Raw genomic sequence first — 14,807 nt, 5'->3', positions numbered from 1 at the left:
CGACCTCAAAATGTGTTCAAATTTTTAGTACCCGAGCTAATGTGCCGCCCGATCGCGTCGCGCTACTAATTGACTCTTGAGCGATCGAGGTGCAAAATACCCATTTTAAGGAGCCAATCATGCAGCCAGAACAGCGTCAGCGAGCAATGGGGGGGTTTGAAGAGTTTTTGAGGGCGCCGCTTGAGGAACGATTGCAACACCAGCAGAATCGAGTTGCCGAATCCAGGGCGATCGCGCTTTTTCAAAAAGTCGCGGCCACAGTACCAGCTTACCAGACTTTCCTAGCTGCACTTAACATCAATCCCGCCTCAATTCAAACCTTTGAAGACTTCCAAAAATTGCCGCTAATTACCAAAGAGAATTATTTACGCTGTCACCCGCTACCTCAGTTGTGTCACCAGGGCAAATTAGAAACTTGCGATTTCATTGCTGTTTCATCGGGTTCGACAGGAAAACCGACATTTTGGCCGCGTTTTATCAGCGACGAGTTGCAAATTGCCGCTCGTTTTGAACAAATATTTCACGACAGTTTTTATGCCGACAATCGCTCAACTTTAGCCGTCATTTGCTTTCCGTTGGGAACTTGGGTAGGCGGAATGTACACGGCAAATTGCTGTCGCTATCTAGCCACTAAGGGCTATCCAGTTACAGTTGTGACGCCTGGGAATAATAAAACTGAAATATTGCGAGTTGTTCAGGAACTTGGGGAGCATTTCGAGCAAGTAGTATTGTTGGGATATCCGCCCTTTATCAAGGATGTGATTGATAGCGGAATTGCTGGGGGTGTGGAGTGGCAAAAATATCGAATTAAGATGGTGTTTGCGGGGGAAGTGTTTAGCGAAGAATGGCGGAGTTTGGTGAGCGATCGCACTAATTCTGACAATCTATATTACAACTCTGCGAGCCTTTACGGTACTGCCGATGCTGGCGTTTTGGGCAACGAGACACCGTTGAGCATTTGCATCCGTCGCTTTTTAGCAAAGAATCCGGAAGCAGCACGAAATTTATTCGGGGAATCGCGGTTGCCAACGCTGGTGCAGTACGATCCGAAAAGCCGCTTTTTTGAAGTGAATAATGACGGCACGCTGTTATTTTCTGGCGACAACGGCATCCCGCTAATACGCTATCACATCTCGGATAACGGCGGTTTAATTTGTTACGAAGCAATGCTCAATTTTTTGGCTGAATGGGGATTTAACCCTGTGGCACGTTTGCAGCAAGCAGCAGGTATGAAAGTTTCTGATTTCCCCAGAGGAATTCGCTGCTTGCCATTTGTCTATGTATTTGGGCGATCGCACTTTACTGTTTCCTACTTCGGTGCTAACATTTACCCGGAAAATGTCACCGTAGGTTTAGAAGTTCCCACGATTCGGGAATGGGTGACGGGAAAATTTGTACTGCAAGTCAAGGAAGATGCGGATCAAAATCGGTGTTTATCGGTGGTTGTGGAATTAGCAGCGGGGGTGGAGGGCGACGAGGAGATACAGGAGGCGATCGCATCTTCAATTCTCGCGCAATTGCGGCGGCTAAACAGCGAATTTGCTAATTACGTGCCGCCAGAATATCAGTTACCTGTGGTGACATTAACGGAGACGGGCGATGCGGAGTATTTTCCGATTGGGGTGAAGCACCGATACACCCGGCAGTAAACCGTGTTTTTGTGAGTAGGGGGTGCACTAAATTGTATCGGGATCAATATTTAATTCTCGCAGTTTCGCGGCCAGGCGATCGGCTCGTTTCTGCGCCCATAACTATCATGAAACCCCGATCGCGCTTTTTGCCCAAAAACGCGATCGAACACTGAATAATTAGTCTTTAACTATTAGCAATTAGCGTTTTATTGACCGTCAGTTTGTCTGAGAGCCGCCAGAATTTCCGGTCGTTTCATGCGGGCGTAGCCCCGCACTTTCCGGTCTTTGCCGATCGCTTTCAACCGTCTCAGCGAAAGACTTTCGTAGTCATCCTCTGGGGACGGAAACGGCAACTCTAACTGCAACTGCGGTAACTGAGGTTTTTGCTGTGCTTTCGACTGCTTCTTCGGCTGCGTTTTTGACTGTTGCCTCGGCTGTGCCTCGGGCTGTCTTTCTGAGTGAGTCGCTGCGGCTCCCAGTTGGCGGCGGAGTGTTTCAATTTGATTTTTCAGGTCATTTTCTACGTCTTCAATGGCGTCGGAAACAAACTGATTAATTGTTTGGACGGTGCTTTCTAATTTTATTGACAGTAGTTTTTCCAGTTCATCCAACTGTCTCAAAGCACCTTCAAGATTTACCTCAGAAGTAACAGCCGATGTTGGCGGACGGTTGCTGCTCGATTGTTCAATTTTTTTAGCCATTTTATCTACCTTTTCATGAAATGCTTTTTCCACTTGTTCGAGCAAATGCTTAATCTGTTCTATTTGGTTACGCTCAAAGTTCTGATCAGTTAGAGCTTTTACGTGCTTTTTTAGCAGATCTTCATTTTTTTTAACAGATTGTTCTATTTGTTTTGTTAAACTATCTACCTTTTTTTGAAATGATAGCTCAAATTGTTGCAGTAGAGTCTCAATTTGTGCCGTTTTATGAGTCGGTTGCGGAGCTAAATGTTCCATTTCTGCTTGAGCAAGAGCTACCTCCTCGTCGGTCATTTCAAATATCCACGCCCACATTTGCTCGATGCCGAGTTCTTTAGCAACGATACACCAATCTGAGCCGCAAACAACTTCATATTCTTCTTCGTTGCTGTAAGCTTCAGTGCGACGTACAATTAAAGGAATCAAGTTGCTGCCTTGCTCGATCAGACTTCTCCTGAGAGCTTCGCGGCGTTCGCGAGGAATTTCGCCGCGCTGAGGCTCTGGTACTGCAATTTGGGAAGTGTAAATCTGACTGTGACTAATGGGCTTAATCCGCAAATATTCAACTATTCGGTTTTGATCGGACGATCGATCCATCTTGTTACAAGTCCCCTTTTGTCATTAAAATCTGGTGTTTGGGTATTTATGTATGTTTGCACTTTACAGCCTGCGTTTTAAGTGCGGCAGGACTAACCCAAGAACTCTAATTGTAAGGTGCGAGACAAACACCTTACCCAGACCGTGGTAAGTTAAAGGGTTTCTTAGCCTCAGTCTTCCAAGTGTGCGATCGCACTCGGTTATCGGGCGGAGACATCGCGTTGCTGCTGTACCAGTGCGGCTGGCTGTGCGGTGACAGCCCGGGCGATCTGCAAAAGTTACTGCAATTCCTAAAAAAAGCGACTGTGATGAGTTTAACTGCCTGCGGGACACCAGTGATACACTGCTTTACTCATCTTTACTTTTTTGGACTGTCCGGGCGATCGGGCTGGCGTTGCGAATTGCGATCGCAATTGCGATTTATACGAAAGCCAGCTTTAATATCCCCTTTATTCTTTAGTCTCAAGAGTCTCAAGCGAGAGGGACGAAAGTTTGTGTATTGTGTAGGATGGGTTTCAACCGCCGAGTCATATCGGGTTTTTCAACGTTTGTCGCATGGGCTTTGAGCAATGCCCTAAAAATCCCATTTAGATGGCTGAAAGCTTATAAATATCTTTGCCAATAGTCAATAACCTTAATCATTGTTTTCTCGCCTAACCCTTTAATGCGTTGCACCACATTCTCAAATGAGGTAAATGGCTCCAACTCTCGCTGTTTGATGATTTGGTCTATTATTGTTTGAGATTTGATGCCAGCATTTTTCAAATTTATGCTTAGTTGGGATTCCTTTTGAGTGTTGAGTGCTGACAAGAGCGGAACAGGTTGGGGAAGGCGGCTTTCAACTTCTTTAACCCTCTCTATCAGCGCCTGTTTTTCCCGCGTATAGTCGGCTTTTAATTCATTAATCCTGTTTTCCAATCGAGTTTCAATATTTGTCAGCCGCTGTTCAAAGGTGGAGGACGGTTGCGGAACCTGACTTACACTTGGATTGTCAATGATTGCGGTTTTTCTGAGAATTTCAAGTTGTTCGAGGAGAAGTTCTTCATTTTCTTCTTCCAGGATGAATGCTCCGATTGTCTCGCCTTTGAGAGTATCTATTTCCTTGGCTCTCGCCGCCGCGTAGTATTCCAAGTCTCCGTCTACTATTTCGTAAGCATCCATACCGTTTCGGCGGACAATTATCGGATTAATCAATCCTCCTGACTCTAAAATCAGTCTCGCTAATTTATCCAAATCCGGCTCTGCAAAATTGGAACGGGGCACTGTGGAAGTAATTCTTTTCACTGCAACCAGGGACGGAAATAATTTTTTCATGAGTTTTTACCTATTTTTTCCAAAACTTCGATTGCTAGCATTTCAAATTCTTGGGATGCGATGGAATCAGGCTTAAAGTCTAGCACTGAAATCGGATCGGCGATTTCCATATTTCCCACGATTTGCATTTGTTCTGCACACTTTGCTAAATCGTCTCTCTCGTAAATTACGCTGTCCATGATTTCCAGGGCGTAGCGTTTGGGAACTGCCTCCCTCCGCTTGGGCAAACTATACTGTACAAATTTATTATTAGTTGATATCTTGCAAGGGAGGACGCCTAAAACTTCTAAAGGTTTCTTGCCGATTAGTTTTTTGAATCCGTTGACTGTTTTGATAAAATCCTTGACATTAACCAATCCTTGATTGGCAAAAGGTTTTAAGTCAGAAGGAATAATTAAATAATCCGCCGTAATCAGGGCAACTCTGGCGTAAAAATTCAAAGAGGGCGGCGTATCGATCAGTACAATATCATATTTATCCTGTGCTACTGCTAGTTTCTGAATTAAAATCAGGCGACTGTAATCTAGTTGATTGAATTCTGTTTCTTCGTGCATTAAATTGATGTGGGAAGGAATCACATCAATTTCGGGATGGCAAAAACTTGACTTGCGAGCTACTTCTGCGATCGAGTAACCATCTTCATATTGCAAAACGTGAAGAATGTTGCAATCTTTCAAATCGTCTTGTTCTTCATCCTCAAATTTAACTAAACCTGTAGCAAAGGTTGTATTTGCCTGACTGTCTAAGTCGATTACCAAGACTCTCTTACCTTTCTTGCTCAGCGCTGCCGCTAAATTGACTACAGTTGTAGTTTTGCCAACGCCGCCCTTATTGTGGTACACTGCAATGATTTTCATCGTATTTTGAGTTTTTTGGGGAACGGTTACATCTGATTTTACTTGAATATTAACTGGATAATTTTCAGGTATTTGTTCCGGTTCTGAGATTTGGCTTGGCTCCGGTTCTGCGGTGGTGGGATTGTTGGGCTGTACTGGGACTTCGCTAATTAACTCAGGACTAACCAAATTAATTTTACTATCTTCCAGTTTGAGATTATCGGGATTTTTTATAAATTTTAAACTATCTCTGCCAATTAAAGCGATAATTTCATCAATTCTAGTTTCAAGGTCTTTTCCAGCACACTTAAAGACTAGCTCAATATCATTGGCGACTCTTTGGTAAATTCTAATTTCTTTACCGTTAGTTATGAGTCCGTAGCGGATGCTCAAACTTGTTAAATAGCGATGGAGTTTTCGCAGGTGGCGGTCTAAATTTTCCTTCGGATGTTTAGCCTCCATGACTACACTCATCGGTGAGTCTGTCTCGACGACTATGGGGATAACTTGGGTGGCAAATGATAGAAAGTCTAGACGAATATTCCCAAATGCTATTTCTTGGTGCCAAGTGTCGGGCGTATAGCCTAGTTTTGGTAGCAGATAGCTGACAATGAGTTTGCTTTCTACTTCGCTTTCGTTGCGACAGTTATTGGGATTGAAAGTCATTCGATTTTAGATTTTAGATTTTAGATTTTAGATTGGGAATGACTGATTTAATAATGGTAGGGATTGTGATATTGACAGTAGGGCGCGCATTCCGCCTCTGACAAAGGCTACGGAGTTTAATATCGAAAAACCCGGTTGTGTTTGACAAACCGGGTTTTTCTGGCATTTATCGCGTTGAAAACTTACTTGGTTTTAGCGTTAAATTCCTGCAAGGTTTGATAGCCGCCAGCCGGATCGTATAGGTGACAGTTGTCGGCAATCCGCTTCATTAGAGACCAAGAAAATTCTGTTTCGTAGAGATGATCTTGCCAATTTTCCTTTAAGCTGCTGTGGGCGAGGCGCAAATTGTACCAGGGAATAGCCGTTGAAAGGTGGTGGGGAACGTGCACGTTAATGTCGTGGCACAGAAACTCTACCCAGCGGGGATAATCGCAGTGAACTGTTCCCGATAGTTGCGCTTGGGCTTCGTCCCATTCTTCTGGTTCTTTAAAAGAAATGTCTGGTGCTGTGTGGTGGACGATCGTAAAAGTGCTCATCCAGAAATGGTAAACCAGCCAGGGCATCAACCAAAATTTGACAAATCCCCAAATGCCTGTGGTTGCAATTAAAATCGGAAATCCGATCGCAGCACCGATTAAAACGACAAAAACTGAAAACCGCACTTGTTCTTGTTTCTGTTGACCTTTGAAGCGCCACCACATAAAGTGCACTTTGGCCCAGTGGGCGATCGAGCCGATCCACCACATCCGACCGAAAATTAAACTATAAGCTATTTGTAAAGCCTTGGGAGCAGCAGCGTAGTCTTCTGCTGTCATCGGTTGCCAAGCATTATCTTCGCCAATTTTATTGGTGTGCTTGTGGTGATAATTGTGTCCGTGCCGCCATGCGTGAAACGGATAAATTAACGGCAGAAATGCGATATGTCCGACTAAATCGTTTACCCAGCGGCGGTTAGCAAATGACCGATGACCGCAGTCGTGACCGATCACAAAAAAACCGGTTAATCCGGTTCCTGTGAAAATCCACATTAGGGGTAGTAAAAACCAAGGAGAGACTGCTATGCCCCAGTAACCGACCGCAACTAAAAGAACGTTGACGATTACTTTTGTCCAAGCTTTGCGGGGGTTTTTGGCGAATACTTCCCGCGGCAGGGTTTTGAGAATATCTTTGAGGCGCAGGTTGGAAGTGTCACTTGCGGATGTCAAATTTAGTGGTTTTTCGATCGATGCTGTCATAAATTGATTTCGATTCTCCGTATGCCATGACGATGGCTTAACAAATTAGCGCAATAAAAAAGCGCCGTAAAATGTCAGCTCGTTGCCAGCAAGCAGCAGACGAGTTGAGCTGTAGGCAAGCGCGTTTTAGCAAAAGCTAGCGATCGCTATCCGCAGTTAGGAATTTCTAGCACTTTTGGCAAAAAACACTGCGGGTAGCAAAACATTCGTTTTTATAACACAGGGGCAGGACAATTAGCATTAGCGACTGTTGTCTGCTAATTGCTGTTCCTGCCAGAAATGGGGTCGATCTCCCGCAAGCCAGCCATCGAGCGTTGCTGTTTGAGGCTTTGCACTTCCAGCAGCAAGGATTCGATTTCCGCTTGCAAGTGCAGGAACTTAACTTGCTGATCGGCTTGGTAGGGGCACTTCACTGAATTTACTTTGCGGGCAAAACTGGTCGATAGCGTAGAAGAACTAGCCATTTCGGGATTGCTCGCGGTAACTTGAGGCCGGGAAAGAGTGGATGAATTATTTGACATTAGTAATTGAGTAGACATATCTACACATTCACACCATTAAGTTACTTTAACCTGAACCGATCGTATTAAACATCAAATTAACCGATCGAGCTAAAATTAGTGTAAATTCCTTAGCCATTGCCTAAAACCATTGACATCGTGACCCTGATCCTACCTGCTACAGACTCTGCTGCTAACTCCGCTGCCCGCGCAGCCTCGCCTAAACGCTACGGCTGGCCGGGCTTGATCGAAGCTTATCGCCCCTACCTGCCGGTGACGGAAACCACGCCGGTAGTGACGCTCCAAGAGGGCAATACTCCCCTGATTCCAGCACCTGCGATCGCCTCTCTCATCGGTCGAGACGTGCGCGTCTTGGTGAAATACGACGGCCTCAACCCCACTGGTAGTTTCAAAGACCGGGGGATGACAATGGCGATTTCCAAGGCCAAGGAAGCTGGTGCGGAGGCAGTAATTTGCGCCAGTACCGGCAATACTTCGGCCGCCGCCGCCGCCTACGCCAGACGCGGGGGGATGCGAGCTTTCGTGTTAATTCCCGAAGGTTACGTGGCTTTGGGCAAGCTGGCGCAAGCATTGCTTTACGGTGCGGAAGTAATTTCGATTGGCGGAAATTTCGATCGCGCCTTAGAAATTGTCCGCGAAATGGCTGTCAATTATCCGGTGACATTGGTCAACTCCGTGAATCCTTACCGCTTGGAAGGTCAGAAAACCGGAGCTTTTGAAGTGGTGGACGCTTTAGGCGACGCCCCTGACTGGCTGTGCATTCCGGTGGGAAATGCGGGAAACATCACAGCATACTGGATGGGTTTTTGTCAATACCACCAAGCCAAAAAATGTTCGCGCTTGCCGCAGATGATGGGATTTCAAGCCGCCGGGGCTGCACCGTTGGTAACGGGCCAACCAGTAGCCCACCCAGACACCCTGGCGACGGCAATTCGGATCGGCAACCCCGCTAGCTGGAAACAGGCGATCGCAGCTTCCGAAGCCAGCCGCGGCGGTTTTGCCGCAGTCACCGACGCCGAAATTCTCGACGCTTACCGTTTGTTAGCATCGCAGGAAGGAATTTTCTGCGAACCTGCGAGTGCGGCTTCTGTGGCCGGTTTGCTGAAGGTAAAAGACCAAGTTCCGACTGGGGCGACGGTGGTTTGCGTGCTAACTGGTAACGGTTTGAAAGACCCGGATACCGCAATTAATCACAGCAACAATCTATTTAAAAGCGGCATTGCTCCGAGTTTGGATGCAGTAGCTGGGGCGATGGGATTTTAGAAGAAGGAAGAAGGAACAGGGAAGAAGGAAGAAGGAAGATAGAGACAGGCAAGATGCCTGTTCCACTCTTAGTTAAAATCTCTTGTGGGGTGGGCATCTTGCCCGCCCCTAAACGCGACATCCTAAATTTTCGCCTGAGATATCCATGCACCCCAAAGAATAGGAATTATAGCACAATTTATGCTCGGAGTTAGTATCAATAAACTCCTTTGAAATAACTTTTTTCTCAATAAACTCAGCGAGACAATTTTGTCATTATATTATGACTAGCCCTACAGCAACCCTGTTAATTGCCTGTCCCGATCGCAAAGGACTCGTCGCCTTACTTGCCAATTTTATCGCGTCCCACAACGGCAATATCATCCACGCAGATCACCATACGGATTTTACCGCCGGATTATTTCTGAGCCGACTCGAATGGCAATTAGATGATTTTGACTTAACCACCGAACAAATAACACCTGCTTTTAGTGAAATTGCCAAGGACTTACAAGCCAATTGGCAATTGCATTTCTCTCATAAAATTCGACGCATCGCAATTTGGGTAAGCCGTCAAGATCACTGTTTATTAGACTTGATTTGGCGACAGCGAGCGCAAGAAATCAGAGGTGAAATTCCGCTGATTATCAGCAACCATCAAAATTTAAAGCCTATTGCCGCACAATACGGTATCGACTTTGAGTATATTCCCATTACTAAAGACAATAAAGCTATTCAAGAAGCACAACAGTTAGAAATCCTGAAAAAATATAAGATTGATTTAGTAGTTTTGGCTAAATATATGCAAATCTTGAGTCAAGACTTTATCATAAAATTCCCCAATGTGATTAATATTCACCATTCATTTTTACCTGCTTTTGTGGGGGCAAATCCCTACGAGAGGGCTTATGAAAGAGGGGTAAAAATTATCGGTGCAACAGCCCACTATGTTACACCCGATTTAGATGCTGGCCCGATTATCGAACAAGATGTTGTGCGCGTCAGTCACCGCGATGAAGTCTCTGATTTGGTTCGCAAAGGTAAAGATTTAGAAAGGGTTGTTTTAGCAAGGGCGGTGCGATATCATTTACAAAATCGTGTTTTAGTTTACGGCAATCGGACTGTGGTTTTTGCTTGAAAATTAGGCATCATATCAATTCTGGTTTGTTACTCCTTGGATCACTCGGCGAGTTATATCAATTCCGGTTGCACGAGCGAAGTGCAGCGAATCCCAAAGTTTTCTAAACTTGATATTTTTCATGAATCGTGATGGGGTTAAGATTGCCCGTTGCCGTCAATTTGCGATCGCCCTTGGGCAAATTTTCCCACAGTTGCGCCAATACTGCGAGGTTTCGGAACTTTACTTTTACCTGCTGGCCATCCTTCGCGCTGCTGGGAGCGATCGCCATCGGTCTCTTCGGTTTGGTCATGAAACAAAATTTGTCGCGTCGGATAAGGCAAATCGATGCCGTTTTCCACAAGCTTTTTTTTAATAGCACAAATTACCTTGTCGCGCGATCGCATATCGTCGATTCGGCGCGGCGGAGTAATCCACCACCGAACGCGGATATTGACGGTACTTTCTGCTAGCTCAACCACCAGCACATCGGGTGCAGGATCTTTCAACACCTCCTTTATGCTGTACAATGCTTCCAGCATTAACTGCTTGGCGCAATCAATATCGTCGCCGTAACCAATACTAAAATCGTATTCCGTGCGGCGTTTATCGAAAGCGGTATTCACTGTCACCGAATTGGTAAACAATTCGGCATTTGGAATAACAATCCGGCGACCATCATAGGTGAGGATTGTTGTAGCGCGCGTCTCAATATTTTCTACCGTTCCCTCAAAGTTTTTAAACACAATCTGGTCATCGATTCGGAACGGTTCCGTCAACAGAATTAGGATACCGGCTAAGAAATTTTGCAAGATATCGCGAAAGGCAAAACCAATCGCCACCCCGCTAATTCCTAGCAATTGAATCAAATCCCCAGCTTTAAATGTGGGAATTACAATCGAAAGAGCAACAAACAGACCAACTAGAACGATCGTACCCTGCGCCAACCGTCCTAACACCAGCCCCAAATTTCGTGCTTGGCGGTGGTGGCGGGTAACCCGCCTGACTGCTCTCTTAATTGCCCCGCCCACACAGAAAAAGATTGCAAAGACAATTAACGCCAGCACAATATTTGGCAACATGATAATCAAGCCGTCCATCATGCTCTCCATCTTTACCCAGACTGCGGATATCTCTGCCTTCATAAAGTTTCCTCGCGTATCAGTCGCTGTCGATATTACTAAAATTTACCTCGGTTGAGTTCTATCTAAAGACTGTAGATTAATATGACGCGAGGAATATCTTTTGGCAGTTTTCAAAATTTTGAATGCGGATTATAGGTTGGGATAGAGTACAGTTACATCGATTAGTAAACCATCTGTAGATGTGGAATAATAAAGAAGCGGATGAATTAATGCCCTCTAATTGCAGTTAAGACAAAAACAACGCATCGGTAACTAAATCCCACCTGCTAAGGGGACTCGCCATGCCGAAAATTCCTGAATTTTTAACTTCTAATTCCCAAAGGGCGGTAGATCGAGTAACTGATTTTTAGAAGGTGGAAGCTGGGCGGGATTTTTTCCTGTTTGGGCGGAAGTTTGGCGGATTTCGAGAGCAGTTTCGCCAGGATTCGCAGTGCGAGTAGGTACTATTTCTAAAGAATATACTGTCTCCGTTTTGGCAGGGGCAGGATTTTGGGCTTTCGTGAGCAAGTCAACCGCATCTCCGAGGGCGCTAGTTAAATTTTTGCTAGTTTCGGCGTGACGGGCCTCTTCTTGTTTGAGGGCTTGAGTGAGTTGTTTAACTTGTTCAATCGCCCGATCGCGCTCTTCGAGAACTTCTGCTAACTTAGCTTTAAGTTCGCCTACTGTTTCGAGTTTTTCGACTTCCTGCTGGCGAGCAACTCCAGCATCGTCGCCTTCGGGCATAATGGGGGAAAAATTTTGTAATTGCTCTATTTGTGTTTCCAGAGAAGCGATGCTTTGCTGAGTTAATTTAGCATCATTCCGCCGCTGCTCGGCTTCGGTATTGTAGAGTTGGCGCCACTGAGCGGCACTTTCACCGGCCTCATCTCGATCGCGCGAAACTTCTGTTAACTGCTGTTGCAGCCGCTTGATTTCATCTAACCACTGTCTGACATCCTGAGCCATATTGATTTTAGATTTTAGATTTTAGATTTTAAATTTTAGATTAGCAATGGCTTAATTAAGTAACGCTCCTTATTTCCAGTTGCGCGATCGTCCTGAATCCATTTTGCATTTTCCAGTTCCCCGTCTCCTGTGCGCTATGAACATTTATTACTGGTTGCGCTACCTGATTTTAGCTTTGTTTCAGGCATTTTTGAGGCTGCTTCGAGCTCTCAAACGGAAATTAGGTGGTTTTTGGCTGTTTTGTCGGTGTTTGACTTGGGGCACGCTTAAGGAAGTCGGCGCGAAGGCAGGAGAACAGCGCTTGCCGGGGCTGTCTGCGGAAATGGCCTACAATTCTATGCTGGCGCTGTTTCCGGGGCTGTTGGCTATTTTATCTGCGATCGCTCTCTTTGAACCTTTGCAGTCAACACTTTATCAAATCGCCCGTCTTTTGGGCGAAGTTATACCCGATGACGTGCGGAAGTTGATTGGTGGCTTAATCAAAGAAATTCTGTTAACTCGCAGTAAAGGGCTGTTTTCTGTGAGCTTTCTTGGGGCGATTTGGGCATTTTCTGGAGTAATGAGCGCGGCGATGGCTGCACTCGATCGCATCCATGAAATCCCGAGCGATCGAACTCGACCATTTTGGAAAGCAAAACTTATTTCTCTGGCGCTGAGTATCGGCACAATTATACTATTGATTCTGGCATCGGGAGTAGTATTTGTCAGCGACTTAATTGTACAAGCTATTGCCCGCCAGAGTTGCCTGCTGGAGTCCGTCGCCAATTGCGATTTAAAAGATGTTCAAAATTGCTTGCTTCTCGCCGACAATTGCCCTTTGGAGTCGCAACTGTTAGGTATTTGGCGGCGGTGGCGGTGGCCGATTTCTTTGGGAATTGTATCACTGGCTTTTGCCTTTGTTTACCGCTACGGGCCTAGCCGCCGTCAACCAGATATTCCTATTTTGTCTGGAGCTGTTTTTGCTGCTATTTTGTGGGCGCTATTGTCAGCTTTATTTCGGTTTTATGTTTTGCACTTGGGCAATTACACTTGGACTTACGGCACGATCGGAACTTTTATTGTGTTGCTGCTGTGGCTCGATCTTTCTTCTTTGGTGATGCTGATCGGCGCTCAGTTGAATGTGACAGTGGGAAAGGCCATGAAACAATCCCAATTAAAATAATTTGTTAATTGTTAATTCTTATGTGTTATTTGCCGGATGCTAGCTTACCGACGGAGTAAAGTGCTGAGGATACCCGCAACAAAAGACAACAAAATCAGTATCCAAATAATAGCACCGGGAATGAATGTCAAGAGGCCAACGCCTCTGAGAATCCAAACTAACAAAGTGATGCCCAGGATAGTCCAAAAGATGCGGGTAGATAGTCGCATTTGAAATCTAGGAGAATTAGTCATGTTGAATTTTAAAGTTTTGTCTGGATCAATGATAGCTGCTTTGCTGGCGATCGGCAGCTACCTCACCTTAATTTCAGCTCCGGGTTCCGCTGTTGCGCCTGGGGCTACAAATGTGCTGGGAGAAGCGGCAAATGCTGCTCAAAAAACACCTGCTGCAAGTTTAACAATTTCCGATCGCACAATTGGAGCGGCGAAGGTGGGAATGACTTTCGGACAATTGAAAAAGGCTCTGGGTTCCACAGCACAGTTTAAGGTAGAGTCTCCTTTTATGGTAGACTTTGATGCTGTGGCTGTCAGCCAGTCGGGAAAAGTGCAATATCGGATTATTTATGCTGCGGGTACAAAGCTAAAAGATACCGATGTCATTGAACTTTTGATGACTGACAATTCTAGTTATAAAACAGTTCAGGGCGTCGGGCCGGGAATGACTCTGAAACAAGCTGAGGCCATTTACGGCAAGGCTACGTTATCTTATAACGTGGATAATGAAATGAGAGAAGGGGTTGTATTTGCTAAGCAACCCACTAGAAACATTATGTTTGTTCCCAAGGCTGAAGGCAAACAATTTGGGGGAGTTTATGGCGCTGGTAAAGGGGGATTTTATCAGACTAACAAGTATCAGCCGAATGCTGTAATTAAGTCTGTTATGGTGCGGCAGTAGCCTTCACATCATTCCCAGAAACCGGGTTTCTTCCGAGATATCTCGCCACCCAACCTAAATCATCCGAGAAACCCGGTTTCTTAGCCTAAAATTATGGAGTACCTGTAGTGACATCCAAATACTCTTGATTGTCAAGATAAGTTTTAATATTCTCCAGTATTTGACGTAGGTATTCTATGACTTCATCCTTAATCTCTAAAAGTTCCTCAATAGTCTTATCTCGCCCCACGTCTTCAAAAGACTTAATCCCGTGCGCTAAGTCATTCCTGTTGCGTTTAATAACTACAAGGTTTTGCCCGTTCTTTGTCTTAGCAAAGTCTGTTTGATATGAAAAACCGTATTTTTCGGCTATTTCTTTAATCAACCTAGCATCCACATTCCCTGAAAATAGTTCTTCGCGTTCAAATGTAGCTGTGATGATGTCTATAGATATTTGGTTGATTTGTAAATGAATTTTCTTAGGAGAACGGTTTTTAAGATTTTGAAGAACAATCATTTTGATTTCTGGTTTGAGTTGATCGAAAGAGATTGCTTGATTTTTAAACTCATCAAATATGGCTACAATGGCATTTCGCATAGTGGATTCAACTAAGTTATACAATAACAAAAACCCATTGGCTTTAAGAGTTTTTGCCAACTCAGGATTAAGACTTTGTATTTGATATTGTCCAGCACTATCGGCGACAGCTAACTTAGTGGTTTGTTTGATTAAGCCATGTAAAAAGATGGTAAGGATTCAGGTAAAAAATAGTTCATTGAGAGCCGAAAAATATGGTAATGTAGTCAGATGAGCGAAAAGCCAGA

Annotated in this window: 14 protein-coding genes; 5 read left to right on the top strand and 9 right to left on the bottom strand. The window is 44.9% G+C overall.

Annotated features, from left to right (window positions below):
- The first annotated feature begins 119 nt into the window (after positions 1 to 119).
- The gene (locus tag QUB33_RS14735; protein ID WP_333351360.1) at positions 120 to 1,649 is read left to right on the top strand and encodes a phenylacetate--CoA ligase family protein; all 1,530 of its coding nucleotides are present in this window, start codon (positions 120 to 122) and stop codon (positions 1,647 to 1,649) included.
- A 188-nt stretch (positions 1,650 to 1,837) separates the two neighbouring features.
- Here the strand turns inward: QUB33_RS14735 and QUB33_RS14730 are convergent, their stop codons facing one another.
- From QUB33_RS14730 to QUB33_RS14710, 5 genes are all read right to left on the bottom strand, one after another.
- Positions 1,838 to 2,926 (bottom strand): Rho termination factor (modular protein), encoded by a 1,089-nt coding sequence (locus QUB33_RS14730; RefSeq protein WP_333351359.1) that lies wholly within the window; start codon positions 2,924 to 2,926, stop codon positions 1,838 to 1,840.
- A 603-nt stretch (positions 2,927 to 3,529) separates the two neighbouring features.
- Positions 3,530 to 4,240, bottom strand: coding sequence for a ParB N-terminal domain-containing protein (locus QUB33_RS14725; protein WP_333351358.1), 711 nt, complete (start codon positions 4,238 to 4,240; stop codon positions 3,530 to 3,532).
- Positions 4,237 to 5,742 (bottom strand): AAA family ATPase, encoded by a 1,506-nt coding sequence (locus QUB33_RS14720; protein ID WP_333351357.1) that lies wholly within the window; start codon positions 5,740 to 5,742, stop codon positions 4,237 to 4,239. The genes QUB33_RS14725 and QUB33_RS14720 overlap by 4 nt, the downstream gene beginning before the upstream one ends.
- 182 nt (positions 5,743 to 5,924) lie before the next feature.
- Complete coding sequence (locus QUB33_RS14715; RefSeq protein WP_333351356.1) at positions 5,925 to 6,977, bottom strand: fatty acid desaturase; 1,053 nt, start codon at positions 6,975 to 6,977, stop codon at positions 5,925 to 5,927.
- A gap of 257 nt (positions 6,978 to 7,234) precedes the next feature.
- Complete coding sequence (locus tag QUB33_RS14710; RefSeq protein ID WP_333351355.1) at positions 7,235 to 7,498, bottom strand: hypothetical protein; 264 nt, start codon at positions 7,496 to 7,498, stop codon at positions 7,235 to 7,237.
- Positions 7,499 to 7,636: 138 nt separating this feature from the next.
- Here QUB33_RS14710 and thrC point away from each other — a divergent pair, with 138 nt between their 5' ends.
- Together thrC and purU are read left to right on the top strand one after the other, a co-directional pair.
- Positions 7,637 to 8,761 (top strand): threonine synthase, encoded by a 1,125-nt coding sequence (thrC, locus tag QUB33_RS14705; RefSeq protein WP_333351354.1) that lies wholly within the window; start codon positions 7,637 to 7,639, stop codon positions 8,759 to 8,761.
- Between the two features lie 262 nt (positions 8,762 to 9,023).
- Complete coding sequence (gene purU / locus QUB33_RS14700) at positions 9,024 to 9,878, top strand: formyltetrahydrofolate deformylase (RefSeq protein WP_333351353.1); 855 nt, start codon at positions 9,024 to 9,026, stop codon at positions 9,876 to 9,878.
- A gap of 137 nt (positions 9,879 to 10,015) precedes the next feature.
- Here purU and QUB33_RS14695 read toward each other — a convergent pair whose 3' ends face one another.
- A complete protein-coding gene (locus QUB33_RS14695; RefSeq protein WP_333351352.1) occupies positions 10,016 to 11,002 on the bottom strand; it encodes a mechanosensitive ion channel family protein in 987 nt (328 codons plus the stop codon).
- 309 nt (positions 11,003 to 11,311) lie between these two features.
- Positions 11,312 to 11,947 carry a hypothetical protein gene (locus QUB33_RS14690; RefSeq protein WP_333351351.1) on the bottom strand — a complete coding sequence of 212 codons (636 nt, stop codon included), beginning with the start codon at positions 11,945 to 11,947 and terminating at the stop codon, positions 11,312 to 11,314.
- Between the two features lie 136 nt (positions 11,948 to 12,083).
- On the opposite strand from QUB33_RS14690, the gene QUB33_RS14685 reads away from it, so the two are divergent.
- Positions 12,084 to 13,109, top strand: a complete 1,026-nt coding sequence (locus tag QUB33_RS14685; protein ID WP_333351350.1) for a YihY/virulence factor BrkB family protein — start codon at positions 12,084 to 12,086, stop codon at positions 13,107 to 13,109.
- Positions 13,110 to 13,153: 44 nt separating this feature from the next.
- On the opposite strand, the gene QUB33_RS14680 is transcribed toward QUB33_RS14685, so the two are convergent.
- Positions 13,154 to 13,342: a hypothetical protein gene (locus QUB33_RS14680; protein WP_333351349.1), complete on the bottom strand. Its 189-nt coding sequence runs from the start codon at positions 13,340 to 13,342 to the stop codon at positions 13,154 to 13,156.
- Between QUB33_RS14680 and QUB33_RS14675 the strand changes: the two genes are divergently transcribed.
- Complete coding sequence (locus QUB33_RS14675; protein ID WP_333351348.1) at positions 13,341 to 14,003, top strand: hypothetical protein; 663 nt, start codon at positions 13,341 to 13,343, stop codon at positions 14,001 to 14,003. The two genes, QUB33_RS14680 and QUB33_RS14675, sit on opposite strands and share 2 nt — an antisense overlap.
- A gap of 91 nt (positions 14,004 to 14,094) precedes the next feature.
- Here the strand turns inward: QUB33_RS14675 and QUB33_RS14670 are convergent, their stop codons facing one another.
- Entirely contained in the window at positions 14,095 to 14,661 is a 567-nt protein-coding gene (locus QUB33_RS14670; protein ID WP_333351400.1) for an MAE_28990/MAE_18760 family HEPN-like nuclease, read from the bottom strand.
- Positions 14,662 to 14,807: the final 146 nt, after the last annotated feature.

It is taken from the genome of Microcoleus sp. B3-A4 (genome assembly GCF_036705385.1).
In the GTDB taxonomy this organism is placed as follows: domain Bacteria; phylum Cyanobacteriota; class Cyanobacteriia; order Cyanobacteriales; family Microcoleaceae; genus Microcoleus.
This window is presented reverse-complemented; position numbering and strand designations above follow the sequence as displayed.